Annotated in this window: 16 protein-coding genes; 8 read left to right on the forward strand and 8 right to left on the reverse strand. The window is 72.8% G+C overall.

What is annotated here, in order from left to right; translation table 11 throughout:
• The first annotated feature begins 7 nt into the window (after nt 1–7).
• Nucleotides 8–2,482 (forward strand): hypothetical protein, encoded by a 2,475-nt coding sequence (locus tag ACWHYA_RS03740; RefSeq protein WP_425943041.1) that lies wholly within the window; start codon nt 8–10, stop codon nt 2,480–2,482.
• Here ACWHYA_RS03740 and ACWHYA_RS03745 read toward each other — a convergent pair.
• Nucleotides 2,399–3,313 carry a glycosyltransferase gene (locus ACWHYA_RS03745; protein ID WP_425943040.1) on the reverse strand — a complete coding sequence of 305 codons (915 nt, stop codon included), beginning with the start codon at nt 3,311–3,313 and terminating at the stop codon, nt 2,399–2,401. The genes ACWHYA_RS03740 and ACWHYA_RS03745 overlap by 84 nt on opposite strands.
• 30 nt (nt 3,314–3,343) lie before the next feature.
• Between ACWHYA_RS03745 and ACWHYA_RS03750 the strand changes: the two genes are divergently transcribed.
• Complete coding sequence (locus ACWHYA_RS03750; RefSeq protein ID WP_425943039.1) at nt 3,344–3,544, forward strand: hypothetical protein; 201 nt, start codon at nt 3,344–3,346, stop codon at nt 3,542–3,544.
• Here the strand turns inward: ACWHYA_RS03750 and ACWHYA_RS03755 are convergent.
• Nucleotides 3,531–4,430 carry a DUF5926 family protein gene (locus ACWHYA_RS03755; RefSeq protein ID WP_425943038.1) on the reverse strand — a complete coding sequence of 300 codons (900 nt, stop codon included), beginning with the start codon at nt 4,428–4,430 and terminating at the stop codon, nt 3,531–3,533. The two genes, ACWHYA_RS03750 and ACWHYA_RS03755, sit on opposite strands and share 14 nt — an antisense overlap.
• 37 nt (nt 4,431–4,467) lie before the next feature.
• On the opposite strand from ACWHYA_RS03755, the gene ACWHYA_RS03760 reads away from it, so the two are divergent.
• A complete protein-coding gene (locus tag ACWHYA_RS03760; protein ID WP_425943037.1) occupies nt 4,468–5,529 on the forward strand; it encodes an enoyl-CoA hydratase/isomerase family protein in 1,062 nt (353 codons plus the stop codon).
• A gap of 145 nt (nt 5,530–5,674) precedes the next feature.
• Here the strand turns inward: ACWHYA_RS03760 and ACWHYA_RS03765 are convergent, their stop codons facing one another.
• Complete coding sequence (locus tag ACWHYA_RS03765; RefSeq protein WP_425943036.1) at nt 5,675–7,180, reverse strand: UDP-N-acetylmuramoyl-L-alanyl-D-glutamate--2,6-diaminopimelate ligase; 1,506 nt, start codon at nt 7,178–7,180, stop codon at nt 5,675–5,677.
• 189 nt (nt 7,181–7,369) lie between these two features.
• Between ACWHYA_RS03765 and ACWHYA_RS03770 the strand changes: the two genes are divergently transcribed.
• From ACWHYA_RS03770 to ACWHYA_RS03780, 3 genes are all read left to right on the forward strand, one after another.
• The gene (locus ACWHYA_RS03770) at nt 7,370–8,056 is read left to right on the forward strand and encodes a hypothetical protein (RefSeq protein WP_425943035.1); all 687 of its coding nucleotides are present in this window, start codon (nt 7,370–7,372) and stop codon (nt 8,054–8,056) included.
• Nucleotides 8,057–8,064: 8 nt separating this feature from the next.
• Nucleotides 8,065–8,937, forward strand: coding sequence for a class F sortase (locus tag ACWHYA_RS03775; protein WP_425943034.1), 873 nt, complete (start codon nt 8,065–8,067; stop codon nt 8,935–8,937).
• Between the two features lie 225 nt (nt 8,938–9,162).
• Nucleotides 9,163–9,339: a hypothetical protein gene (locus tag ACWHYA_RS03780; RefSeq protein WP_425943033.1), complete on the forward strand. Its 177-nt coding sequence runs from the start codon at nt 9,163–9,165 to the stop codon at nt 9,337–9,339.
• A 137-nt stretch (nt 9,340–9,476) separates the two neighbouring features.
• Here the strand turns inward: ACWHYA_RS03780 and ACWHYA_RS03785 are convergent, their stop codons facing one another.
• The 5 genes from ACWHYA_RS03785 to ACWHYA_RS03805 form a co-directional block, all read right to left on the reverse strand.
• Complete coding sequence (locus ACWHYA_RS03785) at nt 9,477–11,468, reverse strand: alpha-amylase family protein (protein ID WP_425943032.1); 1,992 nt, start codon at nt 11,466–11,468, stop codon at nt 9,477–9,479.
• 133 nt (nt 11,469–11,601) lie between these two features.
• Nucleotides 11,602–12,468, reverse strand: coding sequence for a carbohydrate ABC transporter permease (locus ACWHYA_RS03790; RefSeq protein ID WP_425943031.1), 867 nt, complete (start codon nt 12,466–12,468; stop codon nt 11,602–11,604).
• Nucleotides 12,465–13,664 carry a carbohydrate ABC transporter permease gene (locus ACWHYA_RS03795; protein WP_425943030.1) on the reverse strand — a complete coding sequence of 400 codons (1,200 nt, stop codon included), beginning with the start codon at nt 13,662–13,664 and terminating at the stop codon, nt 12,465–12,467. Before ACWHYA_RS03795 ends, ACWHYA_RS03790 begins: the two co-directional genes overlap by 4 nt.
• Before the next feature lie 4 nt (nt 13,665–13,668).
• Entirely contained in the window at nt 13,669–15,042 is a 1,374-nt protein-coding gene (locus ACWHYA_RS03800) for an ABC transporter substrate-binding protein (RefSeq protein WP_425943029.1), read from the reverse strand.
• 119 nt (nt 15,043–15,161) lie between these two features.
• Complete coding sequence (locus ACWHYA_RS03805) at nt 15,162–15,989, reverse strand: SprT-like domain-containing protein (RefSeq protein WP_425943028.1); 828 nt, start codon at nt 15,987–15,989, stop codon at nt 15,162–15,164.
• Between the two features lie 132 nt (nt 15,990–16,121).
• Here ACWHYA_RS03805 and ACWHYA_RS03810 point away from each other — a divergent pair, with 132 nt between their 5' ends.
• Both ACWHYA_RS03810 and ACWHYA_RS03815 read left to right on the forward strand, forming a co-directional pair.
• Nucleotides 16,122–16,508, forward strand: coding sequence for a DUF6394 family protein (locus tag ACWHYA_RS03810; RefSeq protein WP_075958215.1), 387 nt, complete (start codon nt 16,122–16,124; stop codon nt 16,506–16,508).
• Between the two features lie 33 nt (nt 16,509–16,541).
• On the forward strand, nt 16,542–18,317 hold the full coding sequence (locus ACWHYA_RS03815) for an NAD-binding protein (RefSeq protein WP_425943027.1): 1,776 nt from the start codon (nt 16,542–16,544) through the stop codon (nt 18,315–18,317).
• Nucleotides 18,318–18,325: the final 8 nt, after the last annotated feature.

Raw genomic sequence — 18,325 nt, forward strand, 5'->3', positions numbered from 1 at the left:
TGGTGGCGTGGCACGCAGCGGGCAGGGCCGGGGGGCGACCGGCCTGGCGCTGGGCGTCCTTCTCGTGTGGCTGCTCGCCGCCGTGCTGGCGGCCGTCGGGGTGGCACCCAGAGCCCAGGCTCCGCCGGCAGCACCGCCGCCGGCACCGGGGCCGGTGGTCGTCGTCGGGGTCCCCGGCCTGACCTGGGACCTGGTTCCTGCCCTCCAGGACGGGAACGGGGACGGCCCTGCCCCGTCGGCGGCCTCCGCGCTCCCGACGCTCGCCGCCGAGGGCGGTGCCGCCGCCCTCGTGCTGCGTGGCATCCACGAGACGACCTGCGCCGCGGACGCCTGGCTGACGCTGGGCGCCGGCCAGCGGGCCGCCACGGACGTGGACGGTTGCGTCGACGCCGAGCTGCGCGACGGAGCCGGGACCGACGGTTCGGTCCCGGTGCTGCCCGAGGACCTCGTGGAACCGCAGGGCGACGGGGCCGTCGTCGACGCCGCCTCCTGGGCGCGGTGGACCAACCAGGCCGCACGCCGCTCGCTGGGGACCGAGCTCGGAACCCTCGCCGACCAGATGCTCGGCGACGGTTCCTGCGTGGCCGCCTACGACCCGCTCGCCGCGCTCGCGGCGGCCGACGCGGACGGCCGCGTGTCGGCATACCGGACGGGGGCAGGAGGGCAGGGCGACGACGCGAGCCCGTCCCCCGACCTGGTCGCGGACTGCTCCGTCCACCTCCTGTCGACCGCACCGGCGGACACCGAGGCCGTGGCCGAGATCGTGGAGGGGTTGCCGGACGACGCCACGGTCGTCGTCGCCGGCCTCGGTCACGTCGAGGAGCGGGCCGAGGCGATGGCCCTGGTCGTCCACGCGGCCGGGTCGTCGGAGGGCGGATCGGCGCTCACGTCGGGCTCCACCCAGCAACGCAGCCTGGTCCAGCTCACCGACCTCACCGCGACCGTGCTGCACCTGGCGGGCGTGGAGGAGCCCTTCCCCGACGCCGTCGCCGGTCAGCCGGCCGTGGCGGTCGAGGAGGGGTCGCGGGACGCCGCGGACGTCCCCGACCCCGGCCACGTCGAGGACGCGAGGGCCCTGGCGGCGGGGATCACGCTGGCGAAGGCAGGGGCGCCGTGGGTGCTGGGGGCTGTTGCCGCCGTGCTGCTCGTCCTGCTGGTCGTGAGCGTCGTCCGGGGGCGTCGGCAGCGGACCGGATCCCGCACGCGGATTCCCGGTACGGCGGTCGTGGCGACGGCGGTGATGGCGATCCCGGTCGCCACGTTCCTGACCGGTCCGGTGCCGTGGTGGGAGCTCCCCCTCCCGGTCACCGCCCTCGCCGTCGGCGTGCTCGTCATGGTCGGCCTGCTGACGGCGCTGTCCTGGGCCGGCCCGTGGCGGTGGTACCCCCTGGGCCCGGCGTCCGTCGTGGCCGCGGTGACCCTCGCCGTGGTCGGCACGGACCTGCTCTGGTCGGCCCGGCTGGGGCTGGTGTCGGTGCTCGGGCTGCAACCGGTGTCGGCCGGCCGGTTCTACGGGCAGGGGAACGTGGGGTTCGGCATCGTCCTGGGCTCCTACCTCGTGCTGGCCGCCGCGGTGATCGGGCCGGGACCCCGCCCGAGCGGGACGGACGGAACGGGACCCGCCGCAGCCGCGACCGGTGGTGGACGATTCGCGGCGACCAGGAAAGACGATGTCGGATCCGCGGCGGCCAGGAGGGACGGTGTCCGAGCCGCGGCGGCCAGGCCGGACGGTGGCCGACCGGGCACCGCCCGGTCCGACGGGAGCCGACGCGCCGCGGCCGTCGTCCTGGCCCTCGGTGCGGCGGCCGTGGTCCTGAACGCCGCCCCCCAGGCCGGTGCAGACTTCGGGGGTGTCCCGGCGCTCGTCGTCGCGACCGGTCTGATGGCGCTGGCGGCGCTGCGGGTCCGGTGGTCCGTCGGGGTGCTGGCTCTGCTCGGGCTGGCCGGCCTCGGCGTCGCCGCCACGGTCATGCTGCTGGACTGGACCCGCGGCCCGGGGCGGCGGACGCACCTGGGGGACTTCGTGCAGCGGGTGCTCGACGGCACCGCGCTGGAGGTGGTCACCCGCAAGCTGGAGCAGTCCCTGGGCATCCTGCTGGCCTACCCCCTGTCCTGGCTGGCGGTGCTCGCCCTCGTGCTGCTCGCCGTCGCGGTGCGGCGGCGGCCCGGGTGGGCGGCGGCGCTGTGGCGGCACGAGGGGATGTACCGGGCGCTCGTGGCCGGGGTCGTCACCATGGTGCTGGGGTGGGTGCTCAACGACTCCGGCATCGCCGTCGTGGCGCTCGCGCTGACGGTGCTGCTGGCGGGCGCGCTCAGCCTCCTCGGCGTCGGTGTCGACCCCGACGACCTGGCCGGTCGTGCCGGACCTCCCGATCCGGCCGGTGGGACCGGCGAGGACCTACAGCTCGTGCCAGGTGCCGTCGCGCCGGGGCGGGCGGGGAAGGGCGCGTCGGCCGCGGTCGACCCTCGACGCCACGGTTGAGGCTGCGGAGGACACCGCCGACCGAGCGGACGTCCGGGCCGCCCGGGCGCGCGCCGCACCGGCGGACCGGGTCCCGGCGATGCGCCGGGCCCCGGCGTCCCGCAGCTCCTCGACCTGCTCCTTCGCCCGCTCGGCGGGTCCGGTGCGCTCGGCGAGGGCCCGGGTGACGTCGGCCAGCTGGCGGGCGCGGTGCACCTGCGAGCTCCAGTCCGTGCCGGTGACCCGGTGGTGCAGCTCGCACGGCACCTCCATGACCCGTCCCCCCGCGCGCAGGACGTCCACGGTCAGCCCGACCTCGACCCCCCAGCCGTGGGCCAGCGGCAGAGCGTCGTCGAGCGCCTCTCGGGTCAGGCACCGCTGACCGGAGAGCGGTTGGGTCGGTGCCCAGCCGGTCAGCCGGCGGATCCCCTCCCGGGCGGTGCGCACCACGACCCCGAAGCCGCCCCCGGGCCGGTCCTGCGGCGGCAGGACGGCGATCGTCATGTCCGCGGTCCCGTCCAGCACGACCGCGACGAGCGGGCCGAGGTTGCCGGCGGACGTGGTCAGGTCGGCGTCCACGAAGAGCACCGGGGCTCCGGGGACGAGCCTGCCGGCTGCCTGCGCCCCCGTCGTCATGGCGGCCGCCTTGCCCCGGTTGCGGTCGTGCCGGACCACCTCGACCCCACCGGTCCACTCGGCCACGGCCGCGGTCTGGTCGATGGACCCGTCGTCGACGACGACCACGTGCAGGACCCCCGGCACCCGGCGAAGGGCCTCGACGGTGGCCGCGACCCGCTCCTCCTCGTCCTTGGCGGGCACGACGGCGACCACCCCGACAGGGAGGCCGGTCACGTCGGACGGACCCTGCGGTTCCGGGAGGAGATGTGGGTCCTGCGCGTCGACGATGCCCGGGGCATCGAGGCCCAGCGCGTCGACGAGGCCCGGGTCATCGAGGAGGCCCGGGGCATCGGACAGGTCCTGCGCCTGCGGGACGGGAGCCGTCACGCGCGGGGCAGGCTCCTGCCCGGGCCCCGTCGACGCCGTTCCCGGCCCCACGTCATACCCCGTCTCAGCGGAGGGTGACCTGCCGGGAGACGAGGCCGTCGCGGGCCTTGCGCTCCGGCAGCGTCAGCGGCTCGTCGGAGGCGGCCGCCTTCTCGTAACGGCCCTGCAGCGCGGCCAGCGCCTCGGCGTGGGAGGACGGCTCGGCCTGCGGGTCGACCTCGATGACGGGCACGAGCAGCCCGTTGGCGCGGAACGCCCCCAGCAGCTTGGTGTCCTCCCCCAGCGTGTGCTCACCGGCCGCCTGCAGCCGTGCGACGGCGCGGGTGGCGGTGTCCTCGTCCTCGCCGAGGATCCACCGGACGTAGGCGCGGCCGGTCATCAGGCACCAGTACGCCGACGGCGCCCCCTCGACCCGCTCCATCGGCACGGCGTTCTCGTTCATCTGCTCCAGGGCGGCCCGCTGCTCCTCGGTGGCGTCCTCGCCGAGCCAGAAGCCGAAGTCCTCCTGCACCTGCACCTCCAGGCGCTGCCCCTCGGCCACCAGGTCCTGCATCCGGGGGGTGTCGGCGGTGGCCGGTCGCACCGAGGTGACCGAGCTGCCCGGCGCGGAGACCAGGGCGGTGAGCAGGGACTGCGCGACGTCGCGGGAGGCGTCGCCGCTGGAGGTGCGCGACTGCATCGCCACGAGGACGTCGCCGTTGTCGCGGTGCACGGCGGGCATCGCCCCCGGGAGCACCGTCACCAGCGTCACCTCGCGCTTCCCGGAGGGCACCGCCGTCCCGTCGACCTCGAGTCCCTCGGGCGCGACGACGGTGATCGTCGCCGTGGCGGCGGGCAGGATCTCCCGCATCGCGACCCAGTCGGCCTCGTCGGCCAGCCCCTCGAACGGGCGCGCGACGAACGGTGCCCGCTTCGTCTTCGGTGCGCCGTCGGTCTGCCGCTTCCTGCGTGATGCCTTGCCCATGCCGGGGAGTCTACGTGCGTGGCTACAGTGGGCCGGCATGAGCCACGGCGAGGAGCAGCTGTCCTGGGAGCCCGCACCCGGCCAGGGGGCGGAGGTGCTGTATGCCGTGGACGGCCCCCTCGGGCGCGCCCGCCTCAACCGGCCGCGGGCGATCAACGCCCTGGACCGGGCCTCGATCGACTCCCTGCACCAGCAGCTGACCGCCTGGGCCCACGACGACCGGATCGCCGCCGTCGTGCTGGACGGGGCCGGCGAGCGCGGGTTGTGCGCCGGGGGCGACGTCCGGGCCCTGCGCGAGGCGGTGCTGGCCGGACAGCAGGAGGAGGCGGTCGACTACTGGCGGGCGGAGTACGCGGTGAACGCCCTCGTCGCCTCCTATCCCAAGCCCTACGTCGCCTGGATGGACGGGATCGTCATGGGCGGGGGTGTCGGGGTCTCCGCGCACGGGTCGCTGCGCCTGGCCACCGAACGGACCCGGCTGGCGATGCCGGAGGTGGTCATCGGCTTCTTCCCCGACGTGGGCGGGCTCCACCCGCTGGCCCAGGCCCCCGGGGAGACCGGCACCCACGTGGCCCTCACGGGTGAGCCGGTCGGCGGGGCCGACGCCCTCGTCCTCGGGATGGCGGACGCGCTCGTGCCCTCGCACGCCCAGGACAGCGTGCTGGAGGTCCTACGGGAGCGGCCCGGTGCGACCGCCGCGCAGGTGGCGGAGGCGGTCGGGCAGCCCGAGGAGACCTCCTGGCTCGCGGAGAACCGCGCCTGGATCGACCGGTGCTACGCCGGTAACGACGCGGCCGCGATCGTCCAGCGCCTGCGCGAGGACCCCGACCCGGCCGCCCAGGAGGCCGCCCGGACGGTCAGCGCCCGGTCACCGTTCTCGGTCGCGGTCACCCTGGAGGCGCTGCGCCGGGCGGCGTCGATGACGCTGGAGGAGGTGCTCGCCCAGGACCTGCGGCTCGGGGCGACCTTCGCCGGGCACCCCGACTTCGCCGAGGGCGTGCGCGCCCAGCTGGTCGACAAGGACCGCACCCCGCGCTGGACGCACGGCTCGGTCGCCGAGGTCCCCCGCGAGGAGGTCCTGGCGGCCTTCGACGGCTGAGGTCGGCCGAGGGCGACAGGGGCGACAGGGGCGACGGGAGCGACCCGCCCCGACGACCTACAGCGGGAAACGGCTCCTGCAGCGGGTTGCAACCCGCTGCAGGAGCCATGTCCTGCTGTCGGTCACGCCGCCCAGGACGGCTGCCTCAGACGCCTCTGCGCAGCCGCAGCGCCTCGCGGGCCTCCTCGATCTCGGCCCAGGGGATCGTCGTGGTGTCCCGCTCCAAGGTCTCCTCCGGACCCTTGCCCGCGAGGAGCACGGTGTCCTGCGCGGAAGCCTCGCGCACGGCATACCGGATCGCCTCCCGCCGGTCCCCGACGGAGACGAAGTTCTCCCGCGGAGGGGTGGCCTCGCGGGCGCCGCGCTCCATCTCCGCCAGGATGTCCCGCAGCGGGGTGTCCCGGTGGTCCTCCTCGGTGAAGACGACCCGGTCGGCGCGCAGCGTGGCGACCGCCCCCAGAGGCGCACGCTTGGAGGGGTCCCGCGGTCCCCCGGCGGAACCGATGACCACCCACAGGTCCCCCTCCGTCGTCACGCGGACGGTCTCCAGGGCCTTGTCCAGGCTCGGCGGCGTGTGCGCGAAGTCCACGATCACCCGCGGATCACCATCCTGGCGCTCGAGCATCTCCATCCGACCCGCGACCCCGCCGAACGAGGCCAGCGCCTCCACCACGGCCCGCTGGGGGACGCCGGTGGCCGCCACCCCGGCCATGGCCGCGAGGGCGTTGGCGACGTTGAAGCGGCCGATCATCGGCAGCCGCGCCGGCATCTCCCCCTCGGGCCCGTGGACGGTGAAGGTGATCTCCGACGCCCCCTCCTGCACGTCGGTCGCGCGCCAGTCGGCCTCCGTCCCCTCCGCGGAGTATGTCGTGCACGTGCGCCCGCCCCCGGTCGCCAGGGGCACCAGCTGGTCGAACCAGGGCCCGTCGTCGACGTTGAGGACGCTGTGGGCGGCACGACGGACCAGCTTGGCCTTGTCGGCGAAGTACTGCTCCATCGAGCCGTGGAAGTCCAGGTGCTCCCCGGTGAGGTTGGTCCAGACGGCCACGTCGTAGGAGACGCCCCGCACCCGGTCCAGCGCCAGCGCGTGGCTGGAGGACTCGACGACGGCGGCGGTCGCGCCGTGCCGGACCATGTCGCGCAGGATGTGCTGGACCTGGGGCGCCTCGGGGGTGGTGAAGTGGGACGGCGGCTGCCGCAGCACCCCGTCGGGCAGCTCGTAGCCGATCGTGGACAGGAGGCCGGTCTGCGCCCCGGTGGCACGCAGCAGGTGCAGCGCCAGGCAGGACGTTGTCGTCTTGCCGTCGGTGCCGGTGACCCCGACGACCGTGAGGGCGTCGCTGGGACGGCCCATCACCTCGGTGGCGGCGTCGGCCAGCGCGGCGCGGGCGTCGCCCACGGTCAGGTAGGGGACGTTGCAGGCCGACCCCGGCGGCAGCCCCTCGCCCGCGACCGCGACCGCACCGCGCTCGATGGCCTCGTCCATGAAGCCGTGCCCGTCGAAGCGCGCCCCCCGGACGGCCACGAACAGGTCGCCGGGCCGGATCCAGGCGGCCTGGTGGCTGACCCCGGTCACCTCCAGCCCCCGCGGGTGGTCGACAGTGTCGGCCAGCTGGGCATCGAGGGCGACGACGAGGTCGGCGAGCTTCATGGGCGACACCCTAGCCAGCGGCATCCCCAGGCCCGGCCTTCCGGTGCGACGGGGCCACCGATGTTGGGTACGATCCGAACCAGGTGTGGGGGTCCACCGACGTCCGTACACCTCCGGTGTGCCATGCACATCCTGGGGTGTGCCACAACGACACACGCGCCGACAGGCGCACGATGCAAGGGGAAGTACATGAGCACGACATTCCGTCGCGGGGTCGGCGCCATCGCCGTCGGCCTCCTCGTCGCCGGTGGTGGCACGATCGCCCACGCCGACACGCACACCCCCAACCAGGCGGGCTGGTGGGAGCCGGTGCTGATGGACCCGGACGGTGAGTACGCCGAGTACGGGTTCACCAACGTGGAGTGCGAGAAGGTGGCCGACGACTACAACGACGGCACGTGGACCGCCGAGGTGGACTACGTGGCCGTGATCCTGAACGCCGGGTCCGAGCAGTCGACCGAGGACCCGGACGACGTCAAGCTGAACGTCGCGGCGGGCAAGACGCTCGAGCACAAGTCCGGCAAGGAGATCTCGCACGTCATCGCCTGCACGGGTGACGTTCCCGAGGAGCCCACCGAGCCTGAGCCCACCGAGCCCGAGCCCACGAAGCCCGCGGAGCCGACCAAGCCGGTCGAGCCCACCGAGCCCGAGCCCACGAAGCCCGCCGAGCCGACGAAGCCCGCCGAGCCGACCCACCCGGCCAAGCCCGGCACCCCCGGTGGCCCCGGTGACGACGCCGGCACGCCGGTCGGCCCCGTCGTGCAGACCGACGTCCCGACGAAGGGCGTCAACGCGGTGCTGCCGCTGGCAGCCGTCGCTGCCGCTGGACTGGCGCTCGCCGGTCTCGGCCTGCGTCGCCGCGGCCAGGAGCACTGAGCGGCGACATGCCGTCAGGTCGTCGGCGGGGGGACCGCGCGCACGGCGCGGTCCCCCCGCTGGTCCTCGTGGTCGGCGGACTGGTCGTCGCCCTGGTGGCGGCCGCCCTCCTCCTCTCCACGCTGCTGCGCGACGGGCAGCCGACCCTCGCCTCGACCTCGACACCACCGGTGACGTCGACGGGTCCGCTCACGTCCGAGGAGCAGGGAGCGCCGTCGGCCACGTCGACGGGAGAGCGGCCGACCGGGTCGACCGACCAGGCCGCGACCCCTGCCGACGAAGCAGCAGCCGGGTCGGTCGGCGTCCACGGTTGGACCGCCTCCGCCGCGGGACCGGGATCGACCGCGGCGGGCGCCCCGACGTCCGGCGGCGGCTCGCCCGCCGCCCCCGCCGCCCCCGGCGGCGGGGCGGACGCGGGGGCCGTCGACCGGCCGGTGGACGAGCCGGCCTGGATCCGCATCGCCAGCGGCGGGGTCGACGGGGCCATCGTCCCGCAGGGCCTGGCTCCCGACGGCACGATCAACCCGGGGCGCAACGAGATCATCTGGTTCACCGGCAACGGCCGCGTCCGTCCCGGTGACGTGGGCACCTCCGTCGTCGCTGCCCACGTGACCTGGGAGGGCACGCCGGACGCCTTCGCCCAGCTGCCCTCCGTGGGCGCGGGTGACGTCGTGGAGGTCGGCTACGCCGACGGCTCCACCCGCTCCTTCACCGTGACCAGCACGTCGGCGGTCGACAAGGACGCCCTTGCCCGCTCGCTGACGGTCTGGGGCGGTCACCCGGACGTCCCCCGGCTGGCCATCATCACCTGCGACCCCGTCCTGGGCTACCAGGCCGACGGGCACACCGAGGCCAACTTCGTCGTCATCGCGGAGGGCTGACCCCGGCCCGACGACGAGACCCGGCACTTGCAGCCGGTTCCTGACCAGCGTCCCGGCGTTCCCGCAGGGAGGCGGCCGTCCCCGTGTCAGGAACCGGCCGAGAGTGCCCCGACCCCGCCCGGTCGATGCTCCGCCGCGCGGGACGCGATCTTGCACCACGTATACCCCCTGGGGTATTCTGGACGACAGATCGCACCCGATCACCCCGTCGAGAGGACCCTATCCATGTGCCGTGCCGTGAACTGCAAGACCTGTGGCAAGACGACCTGGGCTGGCTGCGGCCAGCACGTCGACCAGGTGATGAAGGGCGTGCCCAGCTCCCAGCGCTGCTCCGGCCACCAGCAGGAGGTCGGCGCCGGCGCCGGCGCCGGCTTCTTCGGCAAGCTGTTCGGCGGTCGCTGACACCCCGCCCCTGACCAGAACCCCGCGGTGGACACCCTTGTCTCCACCGCGGGGTTCTGCCGTCCCCCCGCGGAGGACCCTCAGCCGCACGGGTGCCCCAGAACCGGCGGCACGGCACCTGTGCGGCCGCGTCGTGCTCAGCGGCGCACGAGCCAGACCGGCTGATAGGTCGACAGGTAGACCGACCCGTCGTCGGTGAGGTTGGGCGGGAAGCCGTTGAGCGCGTCCACGGCCCCGTCGAGGTTGATGGCCTGCTCGCGCACCCACCAGGCGGGCACGGTGCGCGGCTGCTCGGTGACGTTGTACAGCTGGAGCATCGGCCCCACGGGGTGACGGCGCAGGACGACGAAGACGCCCGGGTCCGGCGCGGCCACCGTCTCGGCCGGCCACGAGGCGTGCAGGTGCGGCAGCGAGGCCCGCACCCGGGCGAGGTGCTGCAGACCCGCCCACACCCGGCCGACCGCGGAGCCGGGGTCACTCCGTGCCTCCTCCACGCACCCCCAGTCCAGCCGGGGCCGGTGGGCCCAACGGTTGTCCCCGTCGTGCTCGGGCACCTCGTCCCAGTGCTCGTCGTTGAGCTGGGCGATCTCGTCCCCGGACCAGATCACCGGGACACCGCCCCAGCCGTAGACGACGGCGTACCCCAGCAAGAACCGGGCGACGGCCACGTCCACGGCCTGGGCCGCCTCCTCGAAGCCCTCCTCGTCGACGGCGACGTCGAGGCGCCGCAGGGCGCTGCCGAGCCCGACCAGGCTGGCGGCGCTGCCGGAGATGCGGCGGTCACCGGTGGCCGGGTTGTGCTGGAAGACCAGGCCCTCGGCGGTCGACCCCTCGAACTCGCCGGAGTAGTAGTCGGAGAGGAACTTGCGGTGCGCCCAGCCGTCGACCATCACCGAGCGGGCGTCGTCGTCGTCGATCGCCCACCCGATGTCGTCGTGGCAGCGCAGGTAGGTGATCCAGGCCGACGTCGACGGCACCTGCGGGAAGCGGCTGAGGGCCCGCTCCGCCAGCCGGGAGTCCCGGCTGGCGAGCATCGACCAGACCTGGACCATGAGGCTGTTGTGGTAGGCGAGGTCGGAGACCTTGCCGTGGTGCCGCCCCTGGCCGAGGTAGTGCACCAGCTCGTTCGGGCCCACGATGGCCTCGGCGAGGAAGACCAGCGAGGGTGCGCTGATCCGGCTGACGGCCCGCAGCGCCTGGGTGAGCTGGTGCACCTCCGGCTCGTTCTGGCAGGCCGTGCCCATCCGCTTCCAGATGAAGGCGATCGCGTCCAGGCGCAGCACCTCCACCCCCTGGTTGGCCAGGAAGAGGATGACGTCGGCGACCTCGCAGAAGACGTCCGGGTTCTCCCAGGCCAGGTCCCACTGGTAGCTGTTGAAGGTCGTCCACACCCAGCCGTCGACCTCCTCGTCGAAGGTGAAGCTGCCCGGGGCGAAGTCGGGGAAGACCTCCGGCAGCGTCGCCTCGTAGGCGTCCGGGGTGGTCCGGTCGGGATAGACGTGGAAGTAGCGGCGATAGCGCTCGTCGCCGGCCCGCGCGGACTGCGCCCACGCGTGCTCGCGGGCGACGTGGTTGAGCACCAGGTCCAGGCACAGGCTGATGCCCTGCCCGCGCAGCGAGCGGGTCAGCGAGCGCAGGTCCTCCATCGTGCCCAGGTCCTCGCGCACGCGTCGGTAGTCGGCGACCGCGTAGCCTCCGTCGTTGGGCGCCGGACGCGGCTGCAGCAGCGGCATCAGGTGCAGGTAGGACACGCCCAGCTGCCGCAGGTGGTCCGCGTGCCGCGCGACCCCGGCCAGCGTCCCCTCGGGGGCGAACCGCTCGGCGTAGGCGGCGTAGCCGACCACGCCGGGCCGCTGGAACCAGTCCGGCTCCAGCGAGCGCCGCTCGTCCAGCAGGTGCAGCTCCTCCTCGCGGTCGAGGTATGCCGCCGCGGCCAGCTCGAGGACGCGCGCGGCCACCCCGGCCGGGTCGGAGTAGGGCGAGAGCCCCTCGACGAGGTCGTCCCACCAGCGGGCCACGCGGAGGGCGAAGGTGGTCCGTCGGTGCTCGGGGAGGGGCGCCAGCGTCCGTTCGAGACGAGCGCGCGCGGACGCCGGCAGGGCGGAGGGCCACGGAAGGTCACGGCTCACCCCGCCATGACACCACAGCCGGACCGGCCGGGTGGCCCGACGTGCCGCAGACCGCCGGGGGACCCGCCGGTCACGCGGGACGGCCGCCCGCAGCCGGAGCTGCGGACGGCCGTCGGGCCGGTGCGGAGGGGGGCTAGCCCTTGACCGCTCCCGAGGTCATGCCACGGACCAGGAAGTTCTGGAGCGTGAAGAACACGATCATCGGCAGCACGATGGAGATGAACGCCCCGGCGGTCAGCAGCTCGGCGCCCTGACCCTGCGTGCCCAGCAGCTGCTGGAGCTTCACGATCACCGTCGTGTTGTCGTTGGACAGGAACAGCTTGGCGATGAGCAGGTCGTTCCACACCCACAGGAACTGCAGGGTGGCGAACGCTGCCATCGCCGGCATGGCCATCGGGGCGATGAGCTTCCAGAAGATCTGGAAGTTGGAGCACCCGTCGATGCGCGCCGACTCGACCACGCTGAACGGCAGCGAGGCCATGTAGTTGCGCAGCATGTAGATGGCCAGCGGCATCCCGAACCCGGTGTGCAGCAGCCAGACCGCGAGGTACTGACCGGAGATGCCCCACCCGCGCGGGCCGAGCATGTCCAGCAGCGGCTGGAAGGCCACCTGGATCGGCACGACCATCACCGCGACGATGCTGATGAAGATGATGTCCTTGCCCTTGAAGTCCATGAACGTGAACGCGTAGGCGGCGAAGGCGGCGAACATGATCGGGATGATCGTCGCCGGCACGGCCACCATGACCCCGTTGATGAACGCGTTGCCCAGGTCGGCCTGCTCGAACACCCGGGCGTAGTTGTCCGCGGTCCAGCCGCCCTTCCAGAAGGCCTCCCACCACCCGGAGGTGGCCGCGGCGTCCCGGGTGCGGAAGCTGGTGACGAGCAGACCCACCGTCGGCAGCGACCACAGGATCACCAGCAGCAGCATCACGACCATCGCGACCGGGCTGCGGCGACGCCCGTCCTTGAGCCGTCCCTTGAGTCGTTGCGTGCTCATCGCATGGCCTCCTGCTCGCGGAACTGCTTGACCTGGTAGATGAGGATCGGGATAACGGCCAGCAGCAGGATGACCACGATGGCCGTGGCCCGGCCCGCCTGACCGCGCGCGAACATCTCGTTGAAGAAGAGGTTGGCGATCACGTTGGTGTTGTCCCGGCCGTTCGTCAGCACGTAGACGATGTCGAAGACCTTCATCACCAGGATGAGGATGGTGATGAACACGGTGATGATCGTGCCCTTGATCTGCGGGATGATCACCTTCCAGAAGATCTGCCACTCGCTGGCACCGTCGATGCGGGCCGCCTCGATGGTGTCCTCGGGGACACCCTTGATCGAGGACGACAGCAGCACCATGGCAAACCCGGTCTGCAGCCAGATGAGGATGACCATGAGGAGGATGCTGTTGAGCCGGGCGGTGTCGATCGAGAGCCAGTTCTGCGGCTGTCCGCCGAGCTGGGTGACGATCGCGTTGAGCGCCCCGGTCTGCGGACGACCCGGCGCCTGGTAGGCGTAGACCGTCGTCAGCCAGATGGCCGAGGCGGCCACGAAGCTGATCGCCATCGGCAGGAAGATGAAGCTCTTGGCCCACTTCTCGCTGCTGGCCGAGAGCTTGTCGGCCAGCACGGCCACGACCACGCCCAGCGCCACCGTGATCGCCGGGACGATCGCGATCCACAGGATGTTGTTGATGATCGCCGACCAGAAGCCCGGGTCGTCGAACAGGTCGAGGTAGTTGGCGAAGATCGGGTCGCGGTACTCCGTGCTGTCCCGGTTGGCGAAGGAGTAGTTGATCGTCTGGATCGTCGGGTAGAACAGCGTCAGCGCGATGAGCGAGAAGCCCGGGATGAGGAAGGCGTAGGGGATCAGCCCGTGCTCGAGCCGTCGGGGCAGCGCCTCGACCGCGACGTTGATGAACCAGAACAGCACCGCCGCCCCGCCGACGCCGGCCGCCAGGCCGAGGACACCCATGAGGATCTTGCTGTCGAAGAACCACTGGGGGTACCACGCGAAGGCGAAGAAGAGGTTGAACAGCGCCCACAGGGTCAGGCCGATGCCGACGACCCCGATGAGCAGCCTGACGGGCTGCAGACCGTAGTCGTCGGGCACCGTCGACTCGGGCGAGGCGTCGTCGACCCGGGGGTCGTCCTCGGGGACGTCGTGACCCACGGGTGGGGTCGAGTGGGAGGAGGTCATGGTCTCACTCGTCCTCGGACTCGCCGTCGACCTGCCGCTGGGCCTCCGGCCAGGTCTCCCAGATCTGCGCCGTCACCTTTTCGGCCGACGCGCCGTTCTGGAAGTCGACCATGCCCTTCCAGAAGGAGTCCGAGCCGACCTCCTTGGGCATGACGTCGGAGGCGTCGTAGCGGAAGACGTCGGCGGTGTAGGCCATCTCGGCGATCTGCCGGGTGGTCTCGTCGGGGTAGAGGCTGGTGTCGAAGGAGGTGTGCGGCGAGAGCCACCCGCCGGCCTCGGCCCAGGGGCCACCGAACTCGTCGGAGGTGAGGAACTCCATGAGCGCCACGGTGTCCTCGTCGAAGCTGAACGCGGCCGCGAGGTCGCCTCCGCCCAGGATCGGCTGCCCGTCGTACCCGTCCTCGGCCGGCGGGAAGGTCATGATGCCGACCTCCTCGTCCAGGTTCTCCTGGACGTCCGCGGGGAAGAAGGTGGTGGCGAAGTTGCCCTGCCGCATGAGGTAGCAGTCCGGCTCGGGCTGGAAGGCCGGAGCCATGGCGTCGGCGAAGGGCGTGGACAGGATCGCGGTGGTCCCGCCCAGGACGTTGCCCTCCTCGTTGGCCAGCTCGCCATAGGCCTCGAACGCCTCCACGACCCGGGGGTCGTCGAACGGGATCCGGCCGTACATCCAGTCGTCGTAGACGTCCGGGCCGTGCAGACGGAGCATGTACTCCTCGATCCAGTCCGTGCCGACCCAGCCGGTGGCCTGGGCGGACTCCCAGCCGATGCACCACGGCGCCGCGTCGGTGTCGGCCTTGATCTGCTCGGCGATCTCGTCGAGCTCATCGAGGGAGGCCGGTTCGGTGCTCCAGCCGCCCTCCTCGTAGGCCTCCTTGGGGTACCAGACGATCGACTTGACCGCCATCCGCATGGGGGCGGCGTAGACGCGCCCCTGGTAGCGGGCGGAGTCGAGGAAGCCGGAGACCAGCGTCGCGTCGAGGGCGTCGTAGTCGATCATCTGGTCGATCGGGATGACCTGCCCGTCGGCCGCCATCTGCATGACGCCGCCGGGCTGGGGGAAGAGGCCCACGTCCGGCGCGTCGCCGGAGTTGACCCGCAGCAGGATCGTCGTGGTGAAGTCCTGGTCGGAGGTGTAGACCACGTCGATGCCCGACTCCTCCTCGAAGACGGCGAGGGACTCGACGAAGAGCTCCTCCTCGGCGCCTCCGAAGGCGCCCAGGACGGTCACCGACCCGTCGCCGGGATCGGGGGAGCTCTGCGCTCCGAACCCACCGCCCCCGGCGTCCGGGTCGGGGTTCTGCAGGCATCCGGTCAGGGTCAGGGCCCCGGTCACGGCCAGGGCCGTCACCACGCCGCGTCGTGCACGTGAACTCGCCACCGTTGGCTCCTTCCTCACGGTGCCGGACGTCACGACCGCAGGACGGAGGGCGCGCATCGACCGGCACGAGATGACTCCGACCCTACTCAGCCGGGCCGGTTCCCGTCGGGGGAACATGGTCACGCTTTGGTCACGGTCCTGCTCGGGTCGGGCCACCCAGGACGGCGGTCCTGCTCAGGGTGGGCCACCCAGGACGGTGGTCCTGCCCACCGTCCCTCGTCAGGACCTCGCCGACGACGACGTGGTGGTTCCACCCCGTCAACCGCCTCGAACCGCACGCGCAGGCGCACGCCCGGCGCCTGCACCGTGTAGCAGGTGCGTCCGCGCGAGAGAACCCGGGCCGTCGTCCCGTGGTAGCGGCCGGGAGCAGTGATCCGGACCAGCTCGCCGGGCCGCAGCGAGCCCGGGGGTCGCCCGTCGGCGGGAGCGCCACCCGGGGGGTCGGTGAGCCGGCGCCAGCCCTGCACGACCTGGGGGCCGAGCTGTTCGGGCGGGACGGGCCGTCCGTCCAGGCTCCAGCGCAGCGCCCGGTCGCGGTCGGCCACGCCGCGGCAGCGCGCGCAGAGCAGCAGCCGGTCCGGACGACGGTGCCGGTGCACGACGTGCCCCGCGGCGCACCGACCCTGCCACCGCCCGGGCACGACCGGTCCGTCCGCGGTGTAGCACCGGTCACCGCTCGCGCCGAGGGACCGGGCGGTGCGGCGCCAGACCTCGTCGTGGCCGTGGAGCGGCCCGACGAGGGCGTGCGCCACCTCGTGGAGCACCGTCTCGCGCACCTCGGCCTCGTCCTGGACGGCCGTGATGGCCCGGCTCAGCGTGATCCGCCGGTCGCGGAAGTGGCACGCACCGGCCCGCACCCGGGCCCGGTCGAAGTCGAAGGCCCACCCGTCCAACCCGTGCTCGTCCATCACCTCGCGCGCCATCCGCGCCGCCCTCCCCAGATCCATGGCCGAGATGCTAGCCACGAGCACCGACGGACCCGCTCCCCGCCCGCGGGTCCGTGGACCCGCTCCGGCCCGTGGACCCTCCCCGGCCTGTGGACCCGCCCCGGCCGGGCAGCGGCGAGTATGGTCGGGGTCGTGAATCGGGAAAAGGTCGTCTTCGGCTTCTTCGTGCTGCTGGCCGCGACGCTGAACTTCGGGTACGTGGTGGGCGACATCGACAACCCGAGGCTGCACAACGTCTACGAGCTCTACGCGGCCGTCGCCGTCAACATCATCGCCACCATCCTCAAGTTCGGCGACCGCACCCAGATCGGCGCGGTCCAGCTGGCGACCAGCCTCGTGGCGAGCATCCAGCTGATCATCGCGGCGCTCGTGTGGATCTGGGGCTCGCACGTCGACGCCGGCGGGCTGACCGGGGAGCACATGGCCAGCGTCGTCTCGATCGCCGCCGGGGCGCTCCTGGCCAACTTCGTCTCGGTCATCCTGCTCATCATGGAGACCGTCTCCTACCGGCGCCGCTGACGCGCCCGCCGGACCGGCTGCACGGCATACCCCATGGCCAACCTGCTCCAGCTCCTCCGAGGCGGGACCCCCGCCCGCTCCCGCCCCGACAGCCTGCGCCGGGTGCGGGTCGACGTGCCCTCGGAGCCAGCGGGCACGGACGCGGTCTTCCTCATCCTGCGCCGGGTGCGCACACCGCTGGTCGTCCTGGTGTCCGTCTTCGCGGTGATGACCTTCGGTCTCTCGTTCATGCCGGGCACCGAGGAGAACCCCGATCGACTGTCGGTGTTCGACTCCTTCTACGTCATCAGCTACACCGGCCTGACGATCGGCTACGGCGAGGTGCCGCACGCCTTCTCCTACCCGCAGCGGATCTGGGTCACGTTGACCATCTACGCCAGCGTCGTGGCCTGGTCCTACTCGATCGCGGCCCTGCTGTCCCTGGCCCAGGAGCAGACCTTCCGCCGGGCGCTGGCGCTCAACAAGTTCACCCGCAAGGTCCGGGCGATCCAGGAGCCGTTCGTGCTGGTGGTCGGCTACGGGCAGGCCGGGGAGGCGGTGTGCCGGGCGCTGGAGGACCAGGGGCGCAACTTCGTCGTCCTGGACAGCGAGTCGGAGCGGATCGAGCACCTGGCGCTGGACGAGTACACGACCGACGTGCCCGCGATGGCCGCCAGCGGTCGGGACCCGCGGATCCTCGGCATGGCCGGCCTGGGCCACCCGAACTGCGAGGCCGTGCTGGCCCTCACGGACAACGACGAGACCAACCTCTCGGTCGTCATGACGGTCAACCTGCTGCGACCCGAGCTCATGGTCATCGCGCGGTGCAGCGACCGCGAGCACGCCCAGCAGATGCACGACTTCGCCGCGGACGTGGTCATCAACCCCTTCGACCGCTACGGCGCCTACCTCGTCATGGCGCTGCGCCGACCGTCCGGCTTCCGGCTCGCCTCCTGGCTGATGAGCCCCCGCGGCTCGGAGCTGCCGCACAAGCTCGAGCACCTCACCGACGGGCACTGGGTCGTCTGCGCGGACGGGACCTTCGGCTTCGAGGTCACCCGCGACCTGGAGAGCGCCGGCCTGGACGTCGTGCTCGTCGACCCGGCCGACGGGCGGCCCGACGTCAGCGAGGCGGTCGGCTTCATCGCCGGTGCGGAGTCGGACATCGTCAACATGGCGATGGCCGCACACGCGCGGATCGAGAACGACAACCTCTTCATCGCCGTCCGGCAGAGCTCGGCCGTCAACCACGCTCCGCTGCGTGCCTTCGACGCCGACTCGGTCTTCGTCCCGACCGAGCTGCTCGCCCGCGAGGCGGTGGCACGGATCACCTCGCCGAACTACTGGAGCTTCATCGACCACGTGCTGCACGAGGACGACGACTGGGACGCGCAGGTGATGGACGAGATCGTCTCGGTGGTCGGCGACGCCACCCCCGTGAGCACCCGCGTGGAGATCGACCAGCGCAGCACCCCAGCCGCCATCCGGTGGATGCGCACCCAGGAGCTGACCATCGGCGACCTGCTGCGCGACCCCGACGACCGGACGGTCCGGCTGGCGGTCTACCCGGCCGTGCTGGTCCGCGAGGGCCGCCGCACCTTCACCCCCTCCCTCGACAAGCCGTTGCAGGAGGGGGACACCCTGCTGCTGCTGGGCAAGGAGCACGATCTGGCGCTCGTGCGCACGACCGTCTTCCACGACGCCGCCGTGGAGTACGTGGCCACCGGCCGCGAGGTGCCCACCGCCTGGGTCTTCCGGGTCTGGCAGAAGCGGGTCGCGCGGCGGGTGGAGAAGCGGTCAGGCGGCGGCCGGGGCGCAGCCGCCGCCTGACGGGCGGC

The sequence above is a fragment of the Ornithinimicrobium carbonis genome, from assembly GCF_977012275.1.